The following is a 25,175-nucleotide window of genomic DNA, read 5'->3' as shown; positions in this document are numbered from 1 at the left end:
GCTTTACGGGCATTCTTTTACGAAAAAAAACCGCTTCACAGCGTGTGAGCGGGCAGTTAATTAAAATCACTTAAATTAAAGGCTAACTAATTATAGTCTTATACAATATGAAAGCCTGAATCAACATGAATATTTTCACCAGTGATTCCGCGAGATAGATCACTAAATAAAAAAGCAGCTGTATCTCCAACCTCTTCCGGGGTTGTTGTTCTACGTAACGGAGAGCGTTCTTCGATTTCTTTTAAGATGGAGTTGAAATCACTTACCCCTTTTGCTGATAGTGTCCGAATAGGACCTGCTGAAATAGAGTTAACGCGAATACCGGATTTACCAAGATCATTAGCTAAATACTTAACACTTGCATCAAGTGAAGCTTTCGCAACACCCATTACGTTATAATTTTTGATCGCACGCTCACCGCCTAAATACGTTAAGGTAACGATGCTTCCTCCCTCTGTCATTAAATCCTTCGCAACCTTCGCTACTGCTGTTAATGAGTAAGAACTAATATTGTGTGCCAGTAAAAACCCGTCCCTCGTAGTATTCATGTAATCGCCTTGAAGTTCCTCTTTGTTAGCAAAAGCAATACAATGTGCAAGTCCGTGAATTGTACCAACCTGCTCTTTAATTTCTGCAAAGCATTTGTCAATATCCTGGTCATTTGTTACGTCACAAGGCAGGACAAGGGAATTTGCCCCTTCAAGAGATTCTGCTAGCTCACGAACACTTCCCTCTAGCCGTTCACCCGCATATGTAAATATTAAACGGGCGCCCGCACTATGAAGGGATCTTGCAATCCCCCATGCGATACTGCGCTTATTGGCTACACCCATGACAACAAAGGTTTTTCCATTTAAAGAAAGAGTCATTCTTTCCAGCCCCCTAAGTATTATTACACGTTATTAGTACCTAGTCCTAATTTTACTATAATATTTAGAAAAATGAAAGAAAGTAGTTGAAAATGGTTTTATTTCTAACACCAATCACAAAATTCAAGCTCCCGTTTTAATTCATCAACATATTCTTTCGTTCCAGTTACGATTAATCGATCATTTAATTGAAGCTCTGTCTCCCCATGAGGGACAATGGAATCATGTCCTCTAAAAATCCTCACAAAAATGACATCCCCGGTAAACGGAAACTTTCTTAAAGTCATACCCTCAAATTGATCATTAAGCATTTCGATTTCATACAAGGCATTTTCCTGATTCGTTAATATATCCATTACACTCGGGGTTTCGATTAATGCTCTCAGCAAAGTTTTTTGTGACAATAATACAGAAAAAACCTCAACATCATGCTCCTTCATGCTTTCTTGAAGATCGGGGCTTTCAAGTCGGCAAATAACCCTCTCAACTCCCTGCTCCTTAACAGCTATGGCAAGTGTAGCATTCAATTCTTCGTCTCCTGTAGAGATCACAACAATATCTGCGTTCAGCGCATTCTTTTCCTCTAGAGTGTCAATGGAATAATGATCCAATTCTACAATATCAAATAAGGAATCTGCGATATTTTTATCAGCCTTCTCCTGTTTTTTATGATAAAGGATCGCCTTATAAAGGCTTGAATTAAGTTCCCGATAGACTGGAAGTGTCAGCTGATTTGCACCGATAAATGCTACCGTTAATGTTTTTTGAGTATTTGCCTCCCTTGGGAATAATTTTTTAAAAACAACAGGGGTGAATACACTCGTAATAATGGCAACTAAAATTAATGTTCCACTCATTTCGGCCGTAATGACCCCAATTCTTTCACCGATTGTTGCGGACGCAATTACTAATGACAAAGTCGATGTCAAAAGAAAACCTGAAGCCACAACCGTTTTCATATCATACCATCTCTTTAATAAGTAAACAGGTACAAGTTTAGAAACTAGTAAGGCAATAAGCAGGAGCGGTATCAGCATGAGCATTTGTTTATCGCTTAATAATGACCAAATGTTTAGGTCAACACCGACCATCACAAAAAATATTGGAATTAGAAAGCCATATCCGAAAGAATCAAGCTTATGAATCATTTCTTGATTAGGAGCCAGGAGGGATACAAGTACACCAGCAAGGAAAGCACCGAGAATATTCTCTGCTCCAACTGATTCAGATACTGCAACTAGCAGGATGATTAAAGTAAATACTGCTCGCGTGCCTATTTGAACAGTTCCAGTCGACATCGTCTCGAAAAATTTCCCATTTTTAAATCGTCTTCCGACAAAATACAAGAGTACTCCAGCAGCAAAGAGGATAAGCAGCAACCACACATTTCCTTCTCCTCCATCATATAGAGAAACAAAGACGGCTAATAAAATCATCGTAACTAAGTCAGCAATTACGGCAACTAATAAGATAATTTGACCTATCCCAGTTTTCATGAGATGAGCTTCCTTTAAAGTTGGAACGACAACACCTAATGAAATAGTTGAAATAATTAAAGTCATCAAAAAGGCATTCTCAATAAATCCAGCTAATACGAATAAATATGAAAGCCCTAATGAAATAAGAAATATCCCTGCAAATATAATGAACGATGCAGAAAATGAGTTAGGCTCTAATTTCCCGCTTGGCAGCTTTTCGCGCTTCTTATTTCCAGAGAATGCAGTAAAGTCAATTTCCAGTCCGCTAAGAAACATAAGAAAAATAAAGCCCAGTGTTGAAAGAGTCTCAAGCCACATATCAGGCTGCACAAGATTAAAGCCGCTTTTTCCAATAACAAGCCCCATCAATATTTCTGCAACGACAACGGGTATGAAATTAATCTTTAGCCGATGCAATAATATCGGCGTTATGAAAGCTATTATGATCACAATGACCAATGATGCTACTGAAACTCCATGTTCTTCCATCTAATTCCTCCTTATTCAGTAAGTGTCCACCCTATAAACACAAAAAATACCAAACTGTCCACAATCGGTGCCTGGCACCTATAAAAATCCCAAAAACATATTTGCGATGCTAAAGTAAATTAAAATACTGATAATATCATTGATTGTGGTGATGAAGGGACCAGAAGCGACAGCTGGATCAATTCTGAATTTGTGCATAGCTAGTGGAATGATTGCACCTGCTAAAGTTGCAATAATTAAGGTGCAGAAAATAGAAACTCCAACTAGTATTCCCAAATATAAATTGCCTTTCCAAATAAAAATGGTCATTGTGACAAGGACTCCACAAATCGTTCCAGTGATTAAGCCGGTACCAGCTTCTCGATAAATTAATTTGAGTTTGCTCTCTTTTTCCAGATCACCCGTAGCAATCCCACGTACTACAACGGCTAGTGCCTGTGTTCCAGTGTTCCCAGCCATTCCGGCGATTAATGTTATGAATGCCCCTAATATTGCCGCCTTCTCTAAAGTCCCTTCAAAGCGTGCTGCTAGGCTTGCAGTCCCCATTCCAAGATACAGAAGGATAATGAGCCATGGCAGTCTCTTGCGTGCAGCTGAAAACGGACTGCGGTCAATTGTAGCCATGTCTGACACAGCAGCAAGCTTCGAGTAATCATCAGACGCCTCTTCTTCCATAACATCCATAATGTCATCAACAGTTATAATACCTAACAGATGGTTTTGAAAGTCGACAACAGGAAGCGCTAGAAAATTATAGTCTTTAATTTTCCGGGCAACCTCCTCCTGATCATCGCCAACGGATACGGAGACAATTCTTTCATTTGTTATTTCTGAAATCATCGTGTCATCATCATTCACAATTAAATCTCTTAATGAAACAACTCCGGCAAGTCTTTCTTCCTCATCGAGAACATAGATGTAATAAATCGTTTCGGCCTTTGGCGCTTCTTTTTTTAGTATATACATAGCAGACCGTACTGTTTGATTAGCTGCTATGGAGACAAAGTCCGTTGTCATAATACTTCCGGCTGTATATTCCTCATAATGAAGCAGATCCTTTATTTCCTGTGCAGCCTCTTCGTCCATAATCGTTAAATAGCTGACAACCTGATCTTTCTCAAGCTCATTTAGTACATCAACCGCATCATCAACATACATTTTTGAAATCATTTCGGCCGCATAGGCTGGATTCATTTCTGCCAACACATCTTGGTAGCTCTCATCATCTATTTCTAGATTTTCAAATAGTGTAGCCATTTCCTCAGGAGAAAGATAATGATAAATTCTTTCTCGCGTATCTTCATCTAATTCCTTAAAAAATGAAGCCTGATCATAAGGATGCAGCTCTAGAAACTCATCCCGGAATGTTCCTATATCTTCATTTTGTAAAGAATCGATGAGCAATTCCCTGTTCAAATGGTGAGTGGCTTTCTCGTTAAAAGCTTCCTCCATATTTCATAGCCTCCTCTCTTCGTAAAACATATACGCCTGAATACTCCATAATACTAGCAAATTTCAACATTCTTGTCGCTTGATTTAAGGAAAACATAACCATTTTCCTAGCACAGCAACCATTAAAAAAAGTTTCTTCCTCGTTACTTTCCCCTCTTTTACCCAATTCATATCATGAGCTAACATGGCTCATAATGATAATTGTACAATTCTGTTTAGATGGCAAGGATAAGTTCATAATTTATTGATATGATAAAAGTAAAAAAGGAGTATCGTATGAAGATTGATATTATAGGAGATATCCACGGATGTTTTCATGAGTTTAAGGAGCTTACAATTAAGCTTGGCTACAGCTGGGAGAAGGGCATACCCATCCATGACAGTGGCAGAAAATTAGCCTTCGTAGGGGACTTAACAGACCGTGGCCCACACTCTTTAAGAGTAGCGGAAACTGTCTACAGGCTTGTTAATGAAAGCAATGCCTATTATGTACCTGGCAATCATTGCAACAAGCTTTACCGATTCTTCCTAGGGAATAAAGTTCAGCTTACCCACGGTCTTGAAACGACCGCTGCTGAATATGATTCTCTTGATATGAAAAGCCAAAACATCATTCGGGAAAAATTCATGAAATTGTATGAAGAGGCGCCGCTATATGCTGTGTTAGATGAAGGGAAGCTAGTCATTGCCCATGCAGGCATACGTGAAGACTATATTGGCCAGCACTCAGAAAAGGTAAAAACCTTTGTGCTATATGGAGATATTACCGGAGAAAAAAATCCGGATGGCTCACCTGTCCGAAGAGATTGGGCTCAACACTATCATGGAATAGCAGTAATTGTATATGGTCACACGCCTGTTAAGGATGTCAGAATCGTTAATAATACTTACAATATCGACACAGGAGCTGTATTTGGAAACAAATTATCCGCTCTCAAATACCCGGAAATGGAGATCGTGTCCGTACCATCAACAATGCCGCTTGTAGAAGAAAAGTTTCGAAAAATTTAGCATTAACAAAGGTAAAGGGTGACCGTATTAACAGTCACCCTCCTTCTTAAGGATTTTTCTTAGATCATCCGGCAATTCCTGATTGAAAGTAAGCATTTCTTCCGTAATAGGATGAACAAACGAAAGCTTGCTGCAATGCAGGGCCTGGTGTGAAAGTAAGTCAAGCTTTCCTCCATAGAGATCATCTCCGAGCAAAGGATGGCCTAAATAGGACATGTGCACCCGGATTTGATGGGTACGCCCTGTTTCAAGTCTTAATTTCACATGAGTAAATGACCGATATTTGCGAATAACCTCATAATGAGTACAGGCATATTGCCCTTTAGCACTAACTTCTCTTTCAATAATACTATCCTTTTTCCTGGCAATAGGCTGCTTTATTACACCGTACTCTTCTGTCAGTACACCTTCTGCAAGTGCTTCATATTCTCTATGTATCATGGCAGCTTTTTGTTGCTTGCTAAACAGATGATGGATATGCCGATGCTTAGCTACTAGGACGATTCCAGATGTGTCGCGATCAAGTCTTGTTACGATATGGGTAGTCGCTTTTAAACCAATTTGCTGATAATAGCCGATTAAAGCATTGGCGAGGCTGCCGGTAGGATGCTCCCTTGAGGGAATTGTGCTCATGCCAGCAGGCTTATTTACAGCTAGTAAATAGTCGTCTTCATACAATATGTTTAGCGGAAGCTTTTCCCCTCTAACCCCATCACTTGGAATTTCTTCAGGAAATCCAATAATCAGGCTGTCACCCTCTTTTAGAGAATAACGGACCGTTGCTTCTTTTCCATTTACAGAAATAAAACCACCTTTAAATTTTATATCGGTTAAAGACGTTTTCGAGATTTCCTTTTCATATAAAAAATCTTTGATGTTTTTATTTTCGTCCTCTGAGGTTATGTGCCACATGAGTTCAAATCTTGACATCCCTAATCTTGTCCACCTTTTTCTTTCATAACTACTTTAATCAGCCACAAATGAATCATGAACTCTTTTCCAGAATGGGAACGGACGAAAGCGGGCAAAACGAATCTTTTCATCAGCCACTCGGAATTGAATCGATTTTACATCTTTATGCAGCAAATTTAAATGGTCTATTGTAATTTGAAAATCAGGACTATTAACCGGTTTTAACATACATGTATGGTGAGCAGGAAGGACAAGCGGAGAGCCGACAGTCCGGAATACTTTATTATTGATTGAAGCCATTTCAGCTAGCTGAATAGCAGATAAGGAAGGGTGAAGAATTGCACCACCTAATGCCTTATTATAGGCTGTACTCCCTGAAGGAGTTGAAACGCATAATCCATCTCCTCTAAAACGCTCAAAATGCTGGCCGCGAATTTCTACATCCATAACAAGGGTAGCATCAACCGCCTTAACCGTTGATTCATTTAAGGCAAGATAACGAGTTTCTCTTCCACCGTGCTGATAACGAATGATAACCTCAAGGAGTGGATATTCACTGACCTGATAAGGTGTTTTCGCAATCGCTATCACAAGTTTTTCAATTTCCTCGGGCACCCAATCCGCATAAAAGCCTAGATGACCCGTATGAATTCCAACGAAAGCTGTTTTGTCCAAACGGCCAGTATAGCGATGGAAAGCATACAATAAGGTGCCATCCCCGCCTATTGAGACGACAATATCAGGTTGCTCTTCATCATAAATAAGATCGAAATCCAATAAATAAGTTCTCATTTTATGCATGAGTGCATTTGATTTGTTATCGCCTTTCGAGGTAATGGCAAATTTCATCTCAATAATTCTCCTTTATGGATATTTATCATCAGCTTTGTTATTAAGTATTGTTGAACAAGGTTAACCTCCCATAAATGATTAAATAAGTGCTCCTGCGCCATAGCGTATTCAAGGAAGAATTGTTCAGCTCATCGCAAGGCTCATGAAGCACCCTCAGTGAAGTTTATTCTTGATGCGAATCAAGGTTGTTGCCTTGCTGTTCCTTATTTCTTGAAAAAAATGCTTGGGCTTCCTGAATCTCTCCGCGGATAAGCGACATTTCTTCATCGAGCATGAATGCTGCTTCTGCTGCCCTTTGAAGTCTCATTTGAATATCCTTAGGAAATTGGCCCTTATACTTATAATTTAGCGAATGTTCAATGGTAGCCCAGAAGTTCATGGCGAGCGTACGAATTTGAATCTCAGCTAAAATTTGTCTTTCTCCGTTGATCGTTTGAACTGGATAGCGAATGACAACATGATAGGAACGGTAGCCGCTCACTTTCTTATGAGAAATATAATCTCTTTCTTCCACAATTTCAAAATCATTTCGCTTTCTTAACAATTCAACAACCTTTTTTATATCGTCCACAAACTGGCACATCATGCGTAGTCCTGCAATATCCTGAATCTCAGTGTCTAAAACATTTAACGGTATGCTCTTTTGATTAGCCTTATCAAGAATACTTGCAATAGGCTTGACTCTACCCGTCACAAATTCAATTGGTGAGTGTGTGCCCTCTTGTTCAAATTGTTTCCGCATTCCTTTTAGCTTTATCTTCAATTCTTCTACAGCTTGCTTATATGGAGCTAAAAATTGATCCCAATTTTTCACTTCATCAACACCTCATCCGAAATAATTGTCTTAATAAAATCTGTTCCTAAAATGAAATTAGGCTAGATTTGTATGGGCGGATGATTATTCAATTGGTTAAAAAACGCTTTCGACTTTTTCAACCATTTCCTCTCCGTAATTACTATTCCCTTTAATATTTTCAATTAAATAGCTTAACTCTTCAATAAATCCCGGAAGATGGATTCGTTCATTGCGATCTGTTAAATATACTCTATACTCTAAGTCCAATGCACTCTTAAGCTGTGACCATATGGAATGCGGAATTGCTAAATATGTATACTCATCATTCATGTCTGTTATGTAAATAAAGGAAAGATTATCTGAATCAACTAACATTTGCTCCATCGGCTTTAAATCATTAATGGAGTAACCTTCTTCTGCTATAATTTCTATTTCCCTTTCATTCTCCCTAAAAACTGCATCGATTATTGATATTTTCTTTGTCATCTTCTCTACCTCCAAACTTACCTTATTTTATCGCAGATTTACAGGCAATAAAACCCTAATATAAGTATTTTGCAAATTCTAATTTTAGCAATTAAATTTCCTATACGAATTGCAGTAAACAATTAAGAAGGTGATAATTAGATTGTGAACCTTTGAAAGGAATGAAAAATTTGTCCCAAACAATTGAAATTGAATTAAAAAACATACTAACAAAAAATGAATTTAATAAGTTAAAAAATTACTTACATTTTAACGATGAAAATTTTTTTACTCAAGAAAATCATTATTTTGATACAAAGGATTTTGCTTTAAAAAAGGCCGGTTGTGCTCTTAGAATTAGAACAAAGAATAATCGATTTGAACTAACTCTTAAGCAACCATACAGGGATGGTCTTCTTGAAACAAATGAAAATATTACCGAAGAGATGGCTGAGAACATGTTCCATTCGGGAAAAATTATGGTTGAATCAATTAGATTGTTAATTGAGGAAATGAATATTGATCCAAACCTCATAAAGTATTTTGGCTCTTTAACAACGAACAGAGCTGAAACAGATTATAAGGATGGACTAATCGTATTGGATCATAGTTTTTATTTAAATAAAGAGGATTTTGAGATAGAATATGAAGTAAGTAATAGAGAGAAAGGCATGGAAGTATTTTCAGCCCTGCTATTACATTTAGAAATACCTATTCGCAAAACTGACAATAAAATTATGCGTTTTTATAATGAAAAATACAATCAGCAAACCGGTTTTTAAAAAGGAGAACAATAATCATGAATGTAGAGCAATTGAAAATAATGCTAGACTTGCAGGCACTAAAAAATTTTAACCGCTCTGGAACTCCTTCTGAAAATAGCCAATTATTCCAGGAGCTGCTGGTTCAATTATATCAAGAAGCTAATGTACCTAATTCATCTGTTGAGAAGTTCGCCGATCAAACCGCAAGCAGCTCTTCAACGGTGATAAATGGGCCAGCTTTGCCTCCATTTATGCTTACTAAGCTGTCAGGTTCCGGAAACCAAACAGCTTTTGATGAAATTATTGAAAAGGCAGCAGATCTTTACCGTATTCCATTCAAATTGCTTAAATCAGTCATAAAGCAGGAATCGAACTTTAATCCGTCTGCGATTAGCCATGCAGGCGCCTCTGGATTGATGCAGCTTATGCCTGAAACAGCAAAGTCATTGGGTGTGAAGAATGTGTTTGATCCCCAGGAAAATATTTATGGCGGAGCGAAATATTTGCGTCAAATGCTTAATAAATATGATGAAGATATTGAACTAGCTTTGGCAGCCTATAATGCTGGACCAGGAAATGTCGATAAACACGGAGGGATTCCTCCATTCAAAGAAACGATAAATTACGTCCGAAAAATAAAAAGTGCCTTTCTATCCTAACTCCCTCCGTCTATTGTCCCAATAGACATTTTTTTGTGTAAGTCTAAAGGTGGGTGCCCTAAATTATGCCCATTGAGAATTTTTGAAAGCTATTTGTTTGAGTTAAAAATCCTACATTGATAGAATGTAAACAGATTACAATTATCAAACGCCATTCATTTTTCTTTTTGTCCAAGCTGGCTTAAAAAAAATGAGTATTTAGATAACTCAAATAAGGGAGATTTTTTATTATGGTCGAGAAAATGCATACACCGTTCGATGCGATTGGAGAAGAGAAGCTTCATCTTCTTGTGGAAGCTTTTTATCACCGCGTAGGACAACATCCTGATCTCGTTCCTATTTTTCCAGACGATCTAACTGAAACGGCAAGAAAGCAAAAGCAATTTTTAACCCAATACTTGGGCGGCCCCCCATTATATACATCTGAACATGGGCATCCTATGCTTCGTGCCCGGCATCTGCCCTTCGCAATAACCGAAACGAGGGCTGAGGCGTGGCTTTCATGTATGACAGAAGCAATGGACGAGGTTAAACTGGAAGGACAAATTAGAGAAGATTTTTATGCCAGACTCTTTTTAACTGCACAGCATATGATTAATACATCTGAAAATGAAATGATGAAAGGTGAGAACTTGTGAACAATCAGGAATCATTCGAATTAAAGTCGCCATCACCTCATTGTCATGGCAGTGAGAAAAAGCCGCTTGAATTGTACATGTTCATTGATCCTCTTTGTCCTGAATGCTGGGCTCTAGAACCCATCTTAAAAAAGCTCATGATTGAGTATGGCCGATATTTTTCCATTAAGCATGTTATAAGCGGAAGATTGGCAACATTAAATATAGGCAGAAAGCAAACCTATGAAAGTATGGCTGAGCTTTGGGAAAAAACAGCAAGCCGTACAGGAATGTCTTGTGACGGAAACCTTTGGTTTGAAAATCCTATTTCATCTCCACATCTTGCATCAGTTGCCATTAAAGCTGCAGAGCTGCAAGGCAGAAGAGCAGGAATACGGTTTTTGCGAAAATTACAGGAAGTGTTATTCTTGCAAAAGCAAAACGTCTCAAGTCTGGATGTATTAAGGGAATGTGCTGAAAGTGTAGGTCTGGATGTTCCGGAATTTATCTCTGATATTCATTCAGATAGTGCAGCGAAGGCATTTCAATGCGATTTAAAAATTACAGCAGAAATGGATGTACATGAAATCCCCACCCTCGTCTTTTTTAACGAAAATATTGAGGACGAAGGAATAAAGATTACCGGTTATTATCCATATGAGGTGTATGAACAAATATTAGAGGAAATGCTGTTAGATAAGCCTGAACGCTCAGCTCCCCCTCCTTTAGAGGTCTTTCTAAAGTATTTTAAATTCGTGGCCTCCAAGGAAATTGCCGTTGTCTACAACATGACAATCAATGAAGTAGACCGTGAAATGAAAAAGCTGCAATTAAAGCAAATAGTCGAGCAAATCCCCGTCAAGTACGGTATGTTTTGGAAGTTTATTTCATTAGAGAAAGATTGAACTCATTACTTTAATAACTCATTACAAAAAAAGACCATACTGACTAATTTAGTCAGCATGGTCTTTTTTTATATTTAATACGAAAAAAGGGGATGGGAGAAATCTTTCACGGTCAAACAAGGGGTAGGTGTTTGTGTGATCAACTTCATGTCTGTAATATAACATGAATTTATGGAGTCCGCAATAAGTTTGTGCGTAATTTCACAATATTGTCAAATACACATCATATAAGATGGACAACAGAATATAATGTAATAACTATCTTGCCTGTCATTAGGGCAGCCACCAATCTAACAGGAGGAGTAAGAAGTGAAAAAGCTTCCTTTTGTTCTAATGTTTGTCTTTATTGTACTTTCTTTTTTCTTAAATTTCTTCGCGCTAATGAAGATGTTTCCCATATATATAAGTTCACCGCTATTATTTTTATCCATATTAATTCTCATCATCACGATTAATGACCGAAAGAAATTCAAAGGATTTTAAATCTGTTATAGTATAAGGAGAATGAACCTTGTAACCTTCATTCTCCTTTTTTCATTACCCTAGTAATTTTTCCATTTCATTAAGTTTTTCTTCAAATACTTTACAAGCATCCTCAACTGGTTTAGAGCTTGTCATATCTACTCCAGCTTTCTTTAGCACCTCTATAGGGTAATCTGAGCTTCCAGCCTTTAAGAAGTCAATGTATCGATCAACTGCAGGCTGACCCTCTTCTAATATTTGCTTGCTCAATGAGGTAGCTGCACTATAGCCAGTCGCATATTGGTAAACATAATAATTATAATAAAAATGAGGAATCCGAGACCATTCTAATCCGATTTCTTCGTCAATGATTAGATTTTCCTCTCCAAAATATTTCTTATTAAGCTCATAGTAGTCAGATGTCAGCGACTCTGCCGTTAGAGCTTCATTATTCTGGACCTTTTGATGAATTAAATGCTCAAACTCAGCAAACATCGTTTGACGAAATACTGTGCCTCTAAAGCCTTCTAAAAAATGATTTAATAAATAAATTCTCTTCTTATCATCGTCCACTGTTTTTAATAAATAATCATTTAATAACGCTTCATTGCATGTTGAGGCTACCTCTGCAACGAAAATCGAGTAATTGCCATATGGATATTTTTGAGTCTTTCTTGTGTAATAACTATGAACAGAGTGTCCAAATTCATGTGCCAGTGTAAACAAATTATTAATATTATCCTGCCAGTTCATTAGTATATATGGATGGGTCCCATATGAACCAGATGAATAAGCACCGCTGCGCTTTCCTTTATTCTCGTAAATATCAACCCAGCGATTTTCAAAGCCTTCTTTCAGTACGTTTAAATAATCTGCGCCAAGAGGAGCTAAGCCTTTAAGTATTAAATCCTTGGCTTCATCATACTTAACCTCCATTTTGATGTCTTTAACAAGAGGTGTGTACAGATCGTACATATGAAGCTCACTGAGTCCTAGAACCTTTTTACGAAGCTTTACATAGCGCTGCAGCAGATGGAGATTGTCATTAACTGTTCCAACGAGATTATCGTAAACCGATTCTGGGATATTATTAGCAGCTAAGGCTGAATGTCGGGCCGAGCTGTAGTTTCTAATTCTCGCATTGAAATTATGCATTTTTACGTTGCCGCTTAATGTGCTGGCAAACGTATTACGAAATTTCCCATAAGTGTCATAAACAGCTTTAAACGCATCATGTCTTACCCTTTGATCTTCACTTTCAAGGAATCGGCTATAACGGCCATGGGTAACCTCAACCTCATCTCCAGTTTCATCCTTAATGGAAGGGAATTCTAAATCAGCGTTATTAAGCATCCCAAATGTATTACTGGAAGCAGAAAATACTTCAGAGGCTTGTGCAAGCAATGCCTCCTGTTCAGCAGAGAGCACATGAGGGCGCTGTAAATTAATTTCGTCTAACGATTGCCTGTAAAGCTGAAGCTCTTTCTTTTCCTCTAAGAAACCATTAATCTTCTCTTCATTAACGGCAAGAATTTCTGGAACAATATAGGCCAGATTGCTAGCAGCCTGTGAATATAAATTCTTTATGCGATCGTCCATACCTTGATAATGAGAATTTGTTGTATCCTGATCATATCTCATATGCGCATATGTATAGAGCTTGCCAAGACGTTCGAGTAAATGATCCTGATATTGTAATGCCTCATATAATAAATTAGCATTTTCCCCTAACTTTCCTTGATACTTACTCGCTCCAGGTATTAATGCTTTTACATCAGTGAATTCCTTATCCCATGCTTCATCATTTTGGAATATATCCTCTAGCTTCCAAGTGTCCTCAACATTAATTTCACTTCTCGCAGGGAGCTTTTTAACAGCTGTTTCACTCGACATTTTTCATCCTCCATTCAATATTTCGTGTTCCGAAAAAGGGTGCAAATTATTATTTCGCTTTACAATGATAGAATCCCTTCCCTATTCATTGTATTTCTAACTCTTTATTTTTATCATACCCACCTCAAACTCTTACTAATAACTTCTCCATATGTTTGGTAAAAAATTTTCTCATACTCAAGCTGGTTTCCTAGTGTATCATGCTTGATGGCCGGGTTAACCATCTTGAAAGAGGTTTGGCTAATAGGCTGGATTATTTTTATTTGGATAAGTAAATCGATATATTCCCTCACAGCCATTAAGGCATTTCCCATTGGGGCTTGCGGAAGCTGTCTAATTTTTATTTTGCGATTTCGAACTCTCTTTCTAAAGGATTGAAAAATTTGCTCCATCGATATTAATTTATTATGTTTCAGCACATCGATAAATAAGTAGCTTTGCCACTCAATAGCTGGGGTTTCAATAAAATGCAAATGAGGAACCGGCAAGCCGATTTCGGGTGGAAGCATAGATGGTGCTAGGGAATGAGAATAAAGCTCTTGGAGGAATTTATTGTGGACTGATCCATATAGAGGAAGCGAGATATTTTTTGCCTTTCTGATTTCCTTAATCCAATCCTCTAGCCTATTTGAACGGCTGTTTCCCGGATTTAAAATATTAGATATAGTTGAGCTTTTTAGATTCACTACAGAGAATTGCGCTAAGGAATTTTTTACGGTAACGGGCAGGATTTCGTGAATAAGGATGAGGCTGTCCGTAATTGGACAATAGGCGGGCAGAAACCATGTTCCTGAAGATTTTTTTGTTACGAATAAATAATCGAACCTCGTAAGAGCAACTCGGTTATGACCTTTACGTTTAATATTCTTGCCAGCTATGATCCATATAGGAATGATATTCGCTTTATAATAGTTTTCTGTTCTTTTCACAAACAGTTCTTCTGGGATCGTAGAGCATTGATATTCTAGAGCATATGAGACACCATTATGCGTAAACCCAATATCAGGCCTTTGCGCAATTTCTTTAAAATATGGTTCTAGCAAGGGAGACAGGGACTGCTGTTGAAGCCACTTATATAAGGCAAGCTTTCCTTTTAAATGATACTCGGATTCTCTTTCATAATTTTCTGAGCATACGGCACCTTTTTCATGGGCAAAATGAGGAATTTTTATCGTTCCGACCTTTAATAGGACCCGCTCGTTACATTCTGGACAATAGAAGCATTCAGACTTTCTTAACTCTCTAAGCAATTCAAGATTTTGATAACTTGCTAAGTTAAACCATTCTCCTTGCTTTGTTTTTGAAACTAACAAAAGATCATCTCCCTTCTTTAAAGGCTACTATTCGACAAAAAATTTATAAACCCTTTATGATTTATTATAAATAATAAAGGAGCTGTTCCATTGAAGGTACAGCTCCTTTACAGAAATGGCGACAACAGTCTTGAAGTCGATTCAATAATACGATAACCAATCTTCCTTTTTTTGAATTTCTCTAAATTTATTTCATTGGAATATTGGATATCATTTAGATATTCTCTTACAAGCTTGTCAGTACTTCTTGTGCGATATAAAAAGGCATTTACCTCGAAATTCAAATGAAAACTTCTCATATCCATATTAGATGTTCCAATGGATGCTAATTCTTCATCAACGATGACAATTTTGCTATGCATAAAGCCCTTCTTATATTCAAAGATCTTTACACCTGCTTCCAGCAATTCTGGAAAGTATGAGCGAGATGCATAGAAAACGATCCTTTTATCAGGTTTCTGCGGTACAAGAAGTCTTACATCAATTCCGCTTAAAGCCGCTATTTTAAGTGCTGAAAATATATCCTCATCCGGAATAAAATATGGCGAGGCAATCCATACCGATTTCTCAGCTGATGTAATCATGGAGAAAAAGATATTTTTAATAACGCTCCATTCATTATCTGGTCCTCCAGCAATTAGCTGTACTCCCCCATGAATGCTTTCCTCTAAATCAGGGGATAAATACTCCGGCGATATGATACTCTTATTTGTCATATAATACCAATCTTGAAGGAAAATCAATTGCAGGCTTCTTACAGCCTCCCCCCTCATTAACAAATGAGTGTCGCGCCAAAAACCAAAGCTCTCATCTCGTCCTAGATATTCATCACCAATATTTAACCCGCCTACAAATCCAATACTTCCATCAATGACAATAATTTTACGATGGTTGCGGAAGTTTATTTTGCTGCTAAGAAAGGGAAGCCTAACAGGTCCGAAGGGAATCATTTCAATGCCAGCACTCTTTAATTCATCAATATATTTACTTGATAGTTTCCACGAACCAACTGCATCGAAGAGAAAACGGACTTTTACTCCTTCTTGAGCCTTTTTTATTAAAATATCTTTTATTTCTTGGCCAATTTGGTCATGACGTACAATATAATACTCTAAATGAATGTGGTGAGTCGCTTCTTGTAATGCTTCTAAAATATGCTGAAAGGTCTCTTCTCCATTCGTTAAAACCTTTGTTTGTGTGGCAAAGGATATTGGGCTATGTCCTAAATTCTGCGCCAAATAAAACAATTTTCTCTGATGGTCCCCCAGTTGTTTCATTTTATCCTCATTAGACGGGTCATTCTCACCTTCGACTCTTAAAAAAGTTTGTTTATCTAGAATATATTTCCGCCTAAACATCTTTTCCTTCTTATAGTTTCGTCCGAATAAGAGGTAGAAAATAAACCCAACTAACGGAAAACTACCTAATACGACAAGCCATGTTACGGTTTGAGCAGGATGTCGATTTTCTAAAAATATGACAAAAGCAATAAATATAACTGACAGCGACATCAAAATACTTATATAGCCTAAATAGCCGCCAGTTTGCATGACAAAATGATCGTATAGATAAACAAGACCTACCATTAATCCTAGAAATAAAATAATTCTTACTGTATTTTTCACTTTCTCACCTACCACTTGCCATAAGAAAATCCGATTTCAAAACTGAAATCGGATTTTCTATTTAAAATACGTTCTTAGTTGTTCAAATACATCTTCAGCGATAATTAGTTTTCCGTATTCCTCTACCCGATGAATAGTAATCTGTGTTTCAAGACCATATTCCAATAAAATAGACAGCTTATTGTCAATATCCTCTTCAGTGAAAGTTTCCTCAGGAAATTCAACAAATAAAAAGTATCTTCCCTCAAATGAATATAGCTTTGTTGGAATGGAATCAAGACCATGCTGCTTTGAAAGAGAAATAAGATCTTCAAAGTCTCTAAATGTAAGGAGAAAATCAAGATTTTCCTCGTAATCTAATTCATCATCTGAATTTGGATTAAAATGTTGGTCAAGCAGCTCTTCAATACGCTCATCCACTGGAATATCCTTTAATTTCTCATCTGGAACTGGCAATTCAAATTTTTGTCCATCTTTTGAAAGCTGAGCCTTAGTAACAAGTATTTCTAAACCTTTATCTAATGCTTGAACTTGAATCCATAGTGGACCTTCCACAGAGAACTCTTCTTCTTCATGGACTTCCTCCATCATTTCCCAAAAAAGTTCTTCGCTGCGTTCACGGTTATACCAAATTTCATCACGCTCAAAGCCTCTTTCTTCTATATCACCATATGAAATATAAAACTTAACTGTATGATCATTAATTCTTTCGATTTCCATTTTGCAACTCTCCCTTCCGGAGTAAGATATTGCACCTTGTACTTTATTTTATGACAAAAAGCATATAAAGGGAATTAAAATGTCACAACTTTTCAAAAACCATTAAACACCCAGTGTCTAATCACTTGTCCCTCAATTGTATAAAACAATTGTCCTAACATTTTAGCAAAATTCTTTTGCTTTCTCAAACTTTATAGCTTTTCTAAATATATATTAAAAGGACCCTCTTCATTCGAAAGAAGGCCCTGTCCTACTAATTTACTAAGCGCTGTGCTTCACGAAGCTGGAATGTACGGACTTTTCTAGGAAGAAAACGTCTAATTTCATCTTCGTTATATCCGACCTGCAGCCTCTTTTCATCAATGATGATCGGACGGCGAAGCAGCCCGGGATTCTTTTTAATTAATTCAAATAAATCTTGAAGAGGCATCGCTTCTAAATTAACATCCAGCTTTTGGAAAATTTTAGATCTCGTTGAAATTATTTCGTCTGTTCCATCCTCTGTCATACGCAGGATTTCTTTTATCTCATCAATTGACAGCGGTTCAGAAAAGATATTTCTTTCTTTATAAGCAATATCATGCTCTTCTAGCCATAATTTCGCTTTTCTGCAAGAAGTACAACTTGGTGAAGTGTATAATGTAACCATTTTACAAATTCACTCCCTTAATATTTAGACATATAATCAAAAATAGATTGTTATTTGTTTAATAATGAACATAAAGCTAATCCCTAAATTACAATTACTTTAAATAAGTAATATATATTAATTATTATACACTAAGAATACCTGTTTGGATATATCTTTTTATAATAAGATTAAAGCCTATATTATTCATTACACAAATCACTTTTTTGTAAATCTAGTATATAAGACGAATGAGTATGAGAAAGGTTTCATAAAAAAAATATTTTTTTATCTGTCACATAATATTCACATATGATGAAGCATCTAGATCCGTATTATTCAAATGATTTTTTTGACCGACTTATTTGTATATACCCGATTATTAAGATTGTAATCATCACCTGCCCGCATTAATTCTCAATTGCCTTCATAGGAATGAAAATTATTTAGTGGAATTTAACTATATAAAGAGGGAGATAATTTCTATTTCCCCTTTAAATACATCCCAACTTCTAATACAATAAGAGTGTGGGGATATGATGCGGCAAATTCGCATTCATTCATGTGAAAAAGGGAAATGGGGGATTATGATGATAGACTACATAATTGATTTAACTATTGTATCACTCGTAATTATTGGATTAACCGCTACTCTTGGTGTAATTACGAACGGGCTTGGCGAAAAAATATTTGGCGGAAAAAATAAAAATGAATTTGTTGATCAATGTGCAAAGTTCACAACGGGCTGGAAAGCAGTTGGAGGAAAAAAGAAATAACAGACATATATAGATCATGAAAAGGGACTGAAAAAATCAGTCTCTTTTTTTATTATTTTAATTAATCAAAAATTTACAATAGTATTTTTAATTCATTTGTTGTATGATAATAAAAAGAATTCTCTTTAATAATCAAAAGCGTAAACGCATAAAAGGATTTGTTTTTCTTAAAAGGAAAAACGATCTCAGCCAAGAGATCGTTTTTATCATTTAGCATATTGTGCTTTATATTGTTTTTCTTCTTTTTCCGAGCAGTAGACAAAGTGTCCTGGTGTAATTTCACGCATTTCAAGCTTTTCGTTGTCACTATAATTATGGACCTTCGGATCATATGAAATACGTTTGCGTGTTCGCTCTGTATCAGGATCTGGAAGAGGAATCGCAGACAATAATGATTGTGTGTAAGGGTGAATTGGACTATTATATAGGTCCTCTGCACTGGCAAGTTCAACTAACTTTCCGAAATACATCACACCAATACGATCACTAATATATTTAACCATTGAAAGATCATGAGCGATAAAAAGGTATGTTAATCCTTTTTCACGCTGCAGGTTTTTCAGTAAGTTAACTACTTGAGCTTGAATAGAAACGTCAAGTGCAGAAATTGGCTCATCGGCAATAATAAAGTCAGGTTCAACAGCCAATGCTCTTGCAATACCAATTCGCTGTCTTTGACCGCCAGAGAATTCATGAGGATAGCGGTTAGCATGCTCTTTATTTAAACCAACCGTTTCTAATAGTTCATAAACTCTTTCCATTCGATCTTTTTTGCCTTTCGCTAAACCGTGAATATCAATGCCTTCAGCAATAATATCTGCAACGGTCATACGAGGGTTAAGTGACGCATAAGGATCCTGGAAAATCATTTGCATTTTGCGGTTAAACTTCTTCAATTCTTTTGCTGACTTTTTGCCGTGAACGTCTTCTCCATTAAAAAGAACTTGGCCATCAGTAGCATCATACAGGCGAATAATCGTTCGGCCAGTAGTTGATTTTCCACATCCCGATTCACCAACAAGTCCCAATGTTTCACCTTTGAAAATGTCAAAAGTGATACCATCGACAGCTTTAACCATGTTGGGTCTCCCAACATTGAAATGCTGCTTTAAATTTTTGATTTCCAATAATTTTTCAGCCATGTTTAGTTACCCTCCTTCACTAAGACTGGTTGTTTAAATGTGGAGGATAATTTACGCATCCGTTTTTGAACTGCTGCAGGTGGTTCTACCTTTGGTGCATCTGGATGAAGAAGCCATGTTTTTGCGAAATGCGTTTCAGAAATTTGATACATTGGCGGTTCCTCTTCAAAGTCTATCGCAAGCGCATATTTATTTCTCGCTGCAAAAGCATCTCCTTTTGGAGGATTAGTTAAGTCTGGCGGTGTACCTGGGATTGCAGCAAGATCCGCTTTATCATCATTGTCTAAGCTCGGCATCGATGCCAGAAGCCCCCATGTATAAGGATGGCGAGGGTCATAGAAAATCTCATCTACAGTACCCATCTCCACAATTTGGCCTGCATACATAACAGCAACTCGGTCTGCTACGTTTGCAACAACTCCAAGATCATGGGTGATAAAGATAATAGACGTATCCATTTTACTTTGTAGATCTTTCATTAAATCAAGAATTTGTGCTTGAATTGTTACATCAAGAGCTGTAGTTGGCTCATCAGCAATTAAAAGCTTCGGATTTGCAGCAAGTGCAATAGCGATCATCGCACGCTGTCTCATACCGCCCGAAAATTCGTGTGGGTATTGGTTAACACGTCTTTCCGGCATTGGAATGCCAACAAGACTTAGCAGCTCCACTGCACGTGCTTTGGCATCCTGCTTTGACATATTTTGGTGCTTAATTAGACCTTCCATAATCTGATAGCCAATCTTCATCGTTGGATTTAATGAAGTCATTGGATCTTGGAAAATCATACTAATTTCTTTTCCGCGGATTTTTTCCATTTGTTTATCTGTTTTTGGAACAATATCTTCACCGTTGAATAGAATTTGTCCACCAGTAATTTTTCCTGGAGGCATTGGAATTAATTTCATAATTGTCTGGGAGGTAACACTTTTTCCGGACCCAGACTCACCAACAATAGCGAGTGTCTCTCCTTTATAAAGGTCAAAGCTAACCCCGCGGACCGCTTTCACATTTCCTCCATATGTTTGGAACGAGACTTCTAAATCTTTCACTTCAAGTATTTTTTCCATTTTCTCACTCCTTTGTCTAGCTCCGGCATTTCTAGTTTATTTGCGAAGTCTTGGGTCAAGTGCGTCACGTAACCCGTCTCCAATTACATTAAAGGCAAAAATAGTTAAACAAATAAACGTAGCTGGGAAGAATAAACGCCATGGATAGTAGCGTAAAGCTGGTAACCCGTCATTAGCCATTGTTCCCCAGCTGGCAAGAGGCGGCGTTAATCCTAGGCCAATATAACTTAAGAACGCTTCAGTGAAAATGGCAGATGGAACAGTTAACGTCATTGTAACCATGATTGGTCCCATCGCGTTTGGAATTAAATGTCGACCCATAATTCTTGAAGTGTTTGCTCCAAGTGTTTTCGCAGCTAGAACATACTCCTGATTTTTCAGTGATAGCACTTGTCCACGAACAATACGCGACATATTAATCCAGCCAGTAATAGTCATTGCTAGAATCATTGTCCCAAGTCCTTGCCCTAGTACTACCATTAATAAGATTACTAGCAATAAGTATGGAACTCCATAAAGAATATCAGCAAAACGCATCATAAATTCATCTGTGCGTCCGCCTTTATATCCAGCGATTCCCCCCCATATTACACCGATTACTAAATCAATAAGTGCAGCAGCAACTCCAATGAAGATAGAAATTCTGGCGCCTTCCCAAGTTCGTACAAATACATCACGACCAAGATCATCTGTACCAAACCAGTGCTCAGAAGATGGCGGTTGGTTCTTATTTGCTAAATCGTTTGTCCGGTAATCGTATTCACTCATATATGGTCCGAAAGCCGCCATAATGATTAGTAATAATAAAAGAACTAATCCAAACATAGCAAGCTTGTTTTTTCGGAAGCGGATAGAAACATCTTTCCAAAATGAAAGACTAGGCTTTGAAATTTTTTCAGCGTTTTCTAATTGGGACCCGACAAGTTGAAATTTATCTTTAGAAATCTGCATAATTTACTCTCCTTTCTTCCCGCCAGCAAGTTTGATGCGTGGATCGATGATTCCGTATGCAATGTCAACAAGGAGAATAGATACGAGTAACAAAACACTATAAAAGACTGTTACACCCATAATAACCGTATAATCGCGGTTAGTAATACTTGTTACGAAGTGCGCACCTAAACCTGGAATACCGAAGATTTTTTCGATAACAAAGCTTCCTGTTAAGATTCCAGCTGTTAAAGGCCCCAAATACGTTACAACTGGTAAAAGTGCATTACGGATTGCATGCCTTACTGTAATAACTCCTTGGCTTAAACCTTTTGCTTTTGCTGTTTTAATATAATCATTACTCATTACTTCAAGCATACTCGAACGTGTCAATCGTGCTATAAATGCCATTGGTGTTGAACCTAAAGCTATGGCTGGAAGAACAGTATGCATAAATGTTTCCCAGCGGGCTACAGGGAATAAGCCCAATTTAATCGCAAAAACATATTGAAGAACGGATGCCATAATGAAGGATGGAACAGAAATCCCCAAAACGGCAATAACCATAGCCGTGTAATCTGGCCATTTATTATGTCTTAATGCGGCAATAATCCCTAACAGGACCCCGAACGCAATTGCAAGAAAAATCGCTTCCATTCCAAGCAAGAAAGAAACAGGGAAACCATCATTGATTAAATCGTTTACCGTTTGGCTTTTATATTTGAATGATGGGCCGAAATCCCATTTTGCAACTCTAAGTAAATATTCCCCGTATTGAGCATACCAAGGCTTGTCCAATCCATAGTGAGCATTTAAATTAGCTTCAATTTCGGGAGGCAGTTGTTTTTCAGATGTAAATGGGTTTCCGGGTGCAATGCGCATGAAGAAAAACGTTGCCGTTACGATTAGCCATAGGGAGATAAGCATGTACAGTAAGCGCTTTCCAATATATTTAGCCATTGACTTACACCTCCAATTTTTTACTTTTTCAACTAGAAAAGCGGAAGCGCCTTTTTCAGGCGCAACAGCATAACAGAAAACTAAGGTATACAGGGAGATACCCCCATATACCTTAAGTTTAATTACTTATTCTTATTCGAAATAAGCCCATTTATATTGTACATCACCTAAGCCAGATACAACAACATCTTTTAATTTTGGATCTTGAACCCAGTTGTTCGTGTAGTAATAGATTGGAGCGATTGGCATTTCATCCATAAAAATAGCCTCTGCATCCTTTAACATTTGTTGACGAACTTCTGGATCTCCTTCAGTTGCAGAATTTGCAAGTAATTCTTGATACTCTTTGTTTTCCCATCCAGTATCGTTGTTTCCGCCATCAGCGTCACGGAACATTTCAAGGAAGTTGATTGCATCGTTGAAATCGCCTAACCAGCCCATACGAGCAACTTGGTAATCAAGTGAATGTACTTTATCAAGGTATACAGCCCACTCTTGGTTATCAAGGGTTACTTCTACACCAAGGCTGTTCTTCCACATATCTTGAATTGCTTGAGCAATCTTTTGGTGTGCTTCAGAAGTATTGTAAGAAAGGGTTACTGCAGGTAGCTCAGAAGCATCTTTAAGACCCATTTCTTCTAAACCTTTTTGTAAATATTCTTTTGCTTTTTCAACATCATTATCTTTGAAATAGCCTTTTTCATTTTCTTCAAACATGGATGGCGGTACAAGCGCCATAGCTGGCTGCTGTTCACCTTGAAGGATATTGTCAATTAGCTCTTGACGATTAATTGACAATGCAAAAGCTTTACGGATATTTACATTGTTAAATGGTTCAACTGTAGTATTGAACTTGTACTTGTAAACACCAGCGATTGATTGTGTTGTTAAACGGCCTTCATCTTTAAGTGCTTGCATTGCATCAGTTGGAAGCGCACCTGTTGGAGCACCAGCCCAATCAAGCTCACCATTGTCAAACATTGATAATTCTGTATTTGGATCATTAATCATGATCATTTCAATTTTTGATAGTTTTACTGCGTCTGCATCCCAATAAGTTTCGCTCTTTTCAAGAACGATTTTATCACTATGAGCCCATTCCGTCATTACGAAAGGTCCGTTAGTAGTATAGTTCTCACCAGCATCATTAGCCCAATTTGGGTTTGCTTCGGCAATTTTGCTGTTGAATGGAAGGTAAGTATAGAACGCTGTTAATTCTAAGAAGAATGGAGTTGGGTTTTCAAGAGTAACTTCAAGTGTTTTCTCGTCTAAAGCTTTAACTCCTACTTCATCTAGTGAACCGCCAGCAGTATTAGCTGCTTCTCCACCTTTAATATAATAAAGTTGGTATGCATATTCTGATTGATTGTTTGGATCTAAAGCCCATTTCCAAGCAGCTTCGAAATCATTTGCAGTGACAGGATCTCCATTTGACCATTTTGCGTCACGAATTGTAAACGTGTATACTTTTTGGTCATCAGAAACTTTCACTTCTTCTGCCATTGCATTTTCAGGCTCTCCATCTTTCCCGATACGTGTTAAGCCTTCAAGTGTTTGGCGAAGCACTGCTCCAGAAGTAGAGTCTTTCGCAAGTCCTGGGTGTAAAGATGGTGGTTCAGTATTGATATTTACACGTAATTCTTGCGGAACGTCAGACTTTCCTGCGTCTTTATCTCCGCCTTTGTCTCCACTGTCAGCATTATTATTTCCTCCGCATGCAGCAAGAAACATACTTAGTACTAACAGCATACTAAAAAAGATCGATAATCTTTTTTTCACGGTTTGAAACCCCCCTATTTTTTTCTGCAAACGTTTTCTTTACATTAGATACTAATTGTACAAGTGTACACATTGGGTGGATTACCTAAAAAGTCTGTAAATTGAATCGAGTTCGATTGACAAACTATGTAATAGCAAATAAAAAAGTAAGTTTACACTTATAATAAAATGATTATCCCTAAATTCTGAAAACTAATCAGACAGATGGAATTTTGCATGTTTATTTATTAGTTAAAACTTACTTTTTTAGTATAGTAAAACAACCCCACAGTTATACTGTAACCGCCTTGTAATGTATGTAACATTTTTGTAAAGATCTTGCTTGCTAGGTTAATTATAAATTCATAAAAAAATTATTGCAAGTAAGTTTTACTAGGTTAATAGCAATCTCTTATATATTTTCACGAAAAATACTTATAATATGCGAGTTTTTAGACCAGTAAAAAATTTATAAAAATGTATATTTATTAGCATTTATTTGGTTTTTTTATTAAAAGAACTTTCTGAATATAATGATTCCTTTTGTTTAGTATGATGTTCTCTTGATTTTACATTCCATTTATTATATTCTTAAAGGTAACATAATAAAAAATCGGCTATGAGAAAGA

At 37.2% G+C, this 25,175-nt stretch carries 24 protein-coding genes and 1 other annotated feature (1 of these 25 only partly in view); of the genes, 7 read left to right on the top strand and 17 right to left on the bottom strand.

From position 1 onward, the window contains the following. Window positions 1-98 precede the first annotated feature (98 nt). From fabI to mgtE, 3 genes are all read right to left on the bottom strand, one after another. Entirely contained in the window at window positions 99-869 is a 771-nt protein-coding gene (gene fabI / locus RRV45_RS07845; RefSeq protein ID WP_315668263.1) for an enoyl-ACP reductase FabI, read from the bottom strand. A 104-nt stretch (window positions 870-973) separates the two neighbouring features. Next, window positions 974-2,836, bottom strand: coding sequence for a monovalent cation:proton antiporter family protein (locus RRV45_RS07840; RefSeq protein ID WP_315668262.1), 1,863 nt, complete (start codon window positions 2,834-2,836; stop codon window positions 974-976). A 78-nt stretch (window positions 2,837-2,914) separates the two neighbouring features. Beyond that, a complete protein-coding gene (mgtE, locus tag RRV45_RS07835) occupies window positions 2,915-4,288 on the bottom strand; it encodes a magnesium transporter (RefSeq protein WP_315668261.1) in 1,374 nt (457 codons plus the stop codon). Between the two features lie 276 nt (window positions 4,289-4,564). On the opposite strand from mgtE, the gene prpE reads away from it, so the two are divergent. Then, entirely contained in the window at window positions 4,565-5,299 is a 735-nt protein-coding gene (gene prpE, locus RRV45_RS07830) for a bis(5'-nucleosyl)-tetraphosphatase PrpE (RefSeq protein WP_315668260.1), read from the top strand. A 27-nt stretch (window positions 5,300-5,326) separates the two neighbouring features. Here prpE and RRV45_RS07825 read toward each other — a convergent pair whose 3' ends face one another. From RRV45_RS07825 to RRV45_RS07810, 4 genes are all read right to left on the bottom strand, one after another. Further along, window positions 5,327-6,229 carry an RluA family pseudouridine synthase gene (locus RRV45_RS07825; protein ID WP_315668259.1) on the bottom strand — a complete coding sequence of 301 codons (903 nt, stop codon included), beginning with the start codon at window positions 6,227-6,229 and terminating at the stop codon, window positions 5,327-5,329. Window positions 6,230-6,265: 36 nt separating this feature from the next. Next, entirely contained in the window at window positions 6,266-7,060 is a 795-nt protein-coding gene (locus RRV45_RS07820) for an NAD kinase (RefSeq protein ID WP_315668258.1), read from the bottom strand. A gap of 166 nt (window positions 7,061-7,226) precedes the next feature. After that, window positions 7,227-7,877, bottom strand: a complete 651-nt coding sequence (locus tag RRV45_RS07815; RefSeq protein ID WP_315668257.1) for a GTP pyrophosphokinase — start codon at window positions 7,875-7,877, stop codon at window positions 7,227-7,229. 96 nt (window positions 7,878-7,973) lie between these two features. Further along, window positions 7,974-8,345: a UPF0738 family protein gene (locus tag RRV45_RS07810; RefSeq protein ID WP_315668256.1), complete on the bottom strand. Its 372-nt coding sequence runs from the start codon at window positions 8,343-8,345 to the stop codon at window positions 7,974-7,976. 161 nt (window positions 8,346-8,506) lie between these two features. On the opposite strand from RRV45_RS07810, the gene RRV45_RS07805 reads away from it, so the two are divergent. The 5 genes from RRV45_RS07805 (at window position 8,507) to RRV45_RS07785 (ending at window position 11,752) form a co-directional block, all read left to right on the top strand. After that, a complete protein-coding gene (locus RRV45_RS07805) occupies window positions 8,507-9,106 on the top strand; it encodes a CYTH domain-containing protein (protein ID WP_315668962.1) in 600 nt (199 codons plus the stop codon). Window positions 9,107-9,123: 17 nt separating this feature from the next. After that, complete coding sequence (locus RRV45_RS07800) at window positions 9,124-9,747, top strand: lytic transglycosylase domain-containing protein (protein WP_315668255.1); 624 nt, start codon at window positions 9,124-9,126, stop codon at window positions 9,745-9,747. A gap of 230 nt (window positions 9,748-9,977) precedes the next feature. Further along, window positions 9,978-10,385 carry a globin domain-containing protein gene (locus tag RRV45_RS07795; RefSeq protein WP_315668254.1) on the top strand — a complete coding sequence of 136 codons (408 nt, stop codon included), beginning with the start codon at window positions 9,978-9,980 and terminating at the stop codon, window positions 10,383-10,385. Continuing rightward, window positions 10,382-11,269 carry a ClpXP adapter SpxH family protein gene (locus tag RRV45_RS07790; protein WP_315668253.1) on the top strand — a complete coding sequence of 296 codons (888 nt, stop codon included), beginning with the start codon at window positions 10,382-10,384 and terminating at the stop codon, window positions 11,267-11,269. The genes RRV45_RS07795 and RRV45_RS07790 overlap by 4 nt, the downstream gene beginning before the upstream one ends. Before the next feature lie 333 nt (window positions 11,270-11,602). Continuing rightward, window positions 11,603-11,752: a hypothetical protein gene (locus tag RRV45_RS07785; protein ID WP_410489368.1), complete on the top strand. Its 150-nt coding sequence runs from the start codon at window positions 11,603-11,605 to the stop codon at window positions 11,750-11,752. Window positions 11,753-11,806: 54 nt separating this feature from the next. On the opposite strand, the gene pepF is transcribed toward RRV45_RS07785, so the two are convergent. The 5 genes from pepF to spxA all read right to left on the bottom strand — a co-directional run bounded on the left by pepF (window position 11,807) and on the right by spxA (window position 17,931). After that, entirely contained in the window at window positions 11,807-13,624 is a 1,818-nt protein-coding gene (gene pepF / locus RRV45_RS07780) for an oligoendopeptidase F (RefSeq protein WP_315668252.1), read from the bottom strand. Window positions 13,625-13,737: 113 nt separating this feature from the next. Further along, window positions 13,738-14,937, bottom strand: a complete 1,200-nt coding sequence (locus RRV45_RS07775; protein ID WP_315668251.1) for a competence protein CoiA — start codon at window positions 14,935-14,937, stop codon at window positions 13,738-13,740. 107 nt (window positions 14,938-15,044) lie between these two features. Then, window positions 15,045-16,562, bottom strand: a complete 1,518-nt coding sequence (gene cls, locus RRV45_RS07770) for a cardiolipin synthase (RefSeq protein ID WP_315668250.1) — start codon at window positions 16,560-16,562, stop codon at window positions 15,045-15,047. A gap of 57 nt (window positions 16,563-16,619) precedes the next feature. Further along, window positions 16,620-17,282, bottom strand: coding sequence for an adaptor protein MecA (gene mecA / locus RRV45_RS07765; RefSeq protein ID WP_315668249.1), 663 nt, complete (start codon window positions 17,280-17,282; stop codon window positions 16,620-16,622). Between the two features lie 253 nt (window positions 17,283-17,535). Next, window positions 17,536-17,931: a transcriptional regulator SpxA gene (gene spxA / locus RRV45_RS07760; RefSeq protein WP_221844538.1), complete on the bottom strand. Its 396-nt coding sequence runs from the start codon at window positions 17,929-17,931 to the stop codon at window positions 17,536-17,538. Between the two features lie 515 nt (window positions 17,932-18,446). Here spxA and RRV45_RS07755 point away from each other — a divergent pair. Then, window positions 18,447-18,686, top strand: coding sequence for a hypothetical protein (locus tag RRV45_RS07755; protein WP_410489342.1), 240 nt, complete (start codon window positions 18,447-18,449; stop codon window positions 18,684-18,686). Between the two features lie 206 nt (window positions 18,687-18,892). Here RRV45_RS07755 and RRV45_RS07750 read toward each other — a convergent pair whose 3' ends face one another. The 5 genes from RRV45_RS07750 to RRV45_RS07730 all read right to left on the bottom strand — a co-directional run bounded on the left by RRV45_RS07750 (window position 18,893) and on the right by RRV45_RS07730 (window position 24,567). Beyond that, window positions 18,893-19,828, bottom strand: a complete 936-nt coding sequence (locus RRV45_RS07750) for an ABC transporter ATP-binding protein (protein WP_315668248.1) — start codon at window positions 19,826-19,828, stop codon at window positions 18,893-18,895. A 2-nt stretch (window positions 19,829-19,830) separates the two neighbouring features. Then, on the bottom strand, window positions 19,831-20,898 hold the full coding sequence (locus RRV45_RS07745; RefSeq protein ID WP_315668247.1) for an ABC transporter ATP-binding protein: 1,068 nt from the start codon (window positions 20,896-20,898) through the stop codon (window positions 19,831-19,833). 36 nt (window positions 20,899-20,934) lie between these two features. Next, a complete protein-coding gene (locus RRV45_RS07740) occupies window positions 20,935-21,852 on the bottom strand; it encodes an ABC transporter permease (protein ID WP_410489367.1) in 918 nt (305 codons plus the stop codon). Continuing rightward, window positions 21,853-22,788 (bottom strand): ABC transporter permease, encoded by a 936-nt coding sequence (locus RRV45_RS07735; RefSeq protein WP_315668245.1) that lies wholly within the window; start codon window positions 22,786-22,788, stop codon window positions 21,853-21,855. It lies immediately after the preceding gene. 132 nt (window positions 22,789-22,920) lie between these two features. Next, window positions 22,921-24,567 (bottom strand): peptide ABC transporter substrate-binding protein, encoded by a 1,647-nt coding sequence (locus RRV45_RS07730; protein ID WP_315668244.1) that lies wholly within the window; start codon window positions 24,565-24,567, stop codon window positions 22,921-22,923. A 589-nt stretch (window positions 24,568-25,156) separates the two neighbouring features. Then, window positions 25,157-25,175, top strand: a binding site (T-box leader); it runs 201 nt beyond the window's last position.

It is taken from the genome of Bacillus sp. DTU_2020_1000418_1_SI_GHA_SEK_038, from assembly GCF_032341175.1.
Taxonomy (GTDB): Bacteria; Bacillota; Bacilli; order Bacillales; family Cytobacillaceae; genus Cytobacillus.
This window is presented reverse-complemented; position numbering and strand designations above follow the sequence as displayed.

What these genes read in the sequence shown, in the direction of transcription:
- fabI (WP_315668263.1), bottom strand. Translation starts at nt 869, where the DNA reads ATGACTCTTTCTTTAAATGGAAAAACCTTTGTTGTCATGGGTGTAGCC.
- RRV45_RS07840 (WP_315668262.1), bottom strand. Translation starts at nt 2,836, where the DNA reads ATGGAAGAACATGGAGTTTCAGTAGCATCATTGGTCATTGTGATCATA.
- mgtE (WP_315668261.1), bottom strand. Translation starts at nt 4,288, where the DNA reads ATGGAGGAAGCTTTTAACGAGAAAGCCACTCACCATTTGAACAGGGAA.
- prpE (WP_315668260.1), top strand. Translation starts at nt 4,565, where the DNA reads ATGAAGATTGATATTATAGGAGATATCCACGGATGTTTTCATGAGTTT.
- RRV45_RS07825 (WP_315668259.1), bottom strand. Translation starts at nt 6,229, where the DNA reads ATGTCAAGATTTGAACTCATGTGGCACATAACCTCAGAGGACGAAAAT.
- RRV45_RS07820 (WP_315668258.1), bottom strand. Translation starts at nt 7,060, where the DNA reads ATGAAATTTGCCATTACCTCGAAAGGCGATAACAAATCAAATGCACTC.
- RRV45_RS07810 (WP_315668256.1), bottom strand. Translation starts at nt 8,345, where the DNA reads ATGACAAAGAAAATATCAATAATCGATGCAGTTTTTAGGGAGAATGAA.
- RRV45_RS07805 (WP_315668962.1), top strand. Translation starts at nt 8,507, where the DNA reads ATGAAAAATTTGTCCCAAACAATTGAAATTGAATTAAAAAACATACTA.
- RRV45_RS07800 (WP_315668255.1), top strand. Translation starts at nt 9,124, where the DNA reads ATGAATGTAGAGCAATTGAAAATAATGCTAGACTTGCAGGCACTAAAA.
- RRV45_RS07795 (WP_315668254.1), top strand. Translation starts at nt 9,978, where the DNA reads ATGGTCGAGAAAATGCATACACCGTTCGATGCGATTGGAGAAGAGAAG.
- RRV45_RS07785 (WP_410489368.1), top strand. Translation starts at nt 11,603, where the DNA reads ATGTTTGTCTTTATTGTACTTTCTTTTTTCTTAAATTTCTTCGCGCTA.
- pepF (WP_315668252.1), bottom strand. Translation starts at nt 13,624, where the DNA reads ATGTCGAGTGAAACAGCTGTTAAAAAGCTCCCTGCGAGAAGTGAAATT.
- mecA (WP_315668249.1), bottom strand. Translation starts at nt 17,282, where the DNA reads ATGGAAATCGAAAGAATTAATGATCATACAGTTAAGTTTTATATTTCA.
- spxA (WP_221844538.1), bottom strand. Translation starts at nt 17,931, where the DNA reads ATGGTTACATTATACACTTCACCAAGTTGTACTTCTTGCAGAAAAGCG.
- RRV45_RS07755 (WP_410489342.1), top strand. Translation starts at nt 18,447, where the DNA reads ATGATGCGGCAAATTCGCATTCATTCATGTGAAAAAGGGAAATGGGGG.
- RRV45_RS07750 (WP_315668248.1), bottom strand. Translation starts at nt 19,828, where the DNA reads ATGGCTGAAAAATTATTGGAAATCAAAAATTTAAAGCAGCATTTCAAT.
- RRV45_RS07745 (WP_315668247.1), bottom strand. Translation starts at nt 20,898, where the DNA reads ATGGAAAAAATACTTGAAGTGAAAGATTTAGAAGTCTCGTTCCAAACA.
- RRV45_RS07735 (WP_315668245.1), bottom strand. Translation starts at nt 22,788, where the DNA reads ATGGCTAAATATATTGGAAAGCGCTTACTGTACATGCTTATCTCCCTA.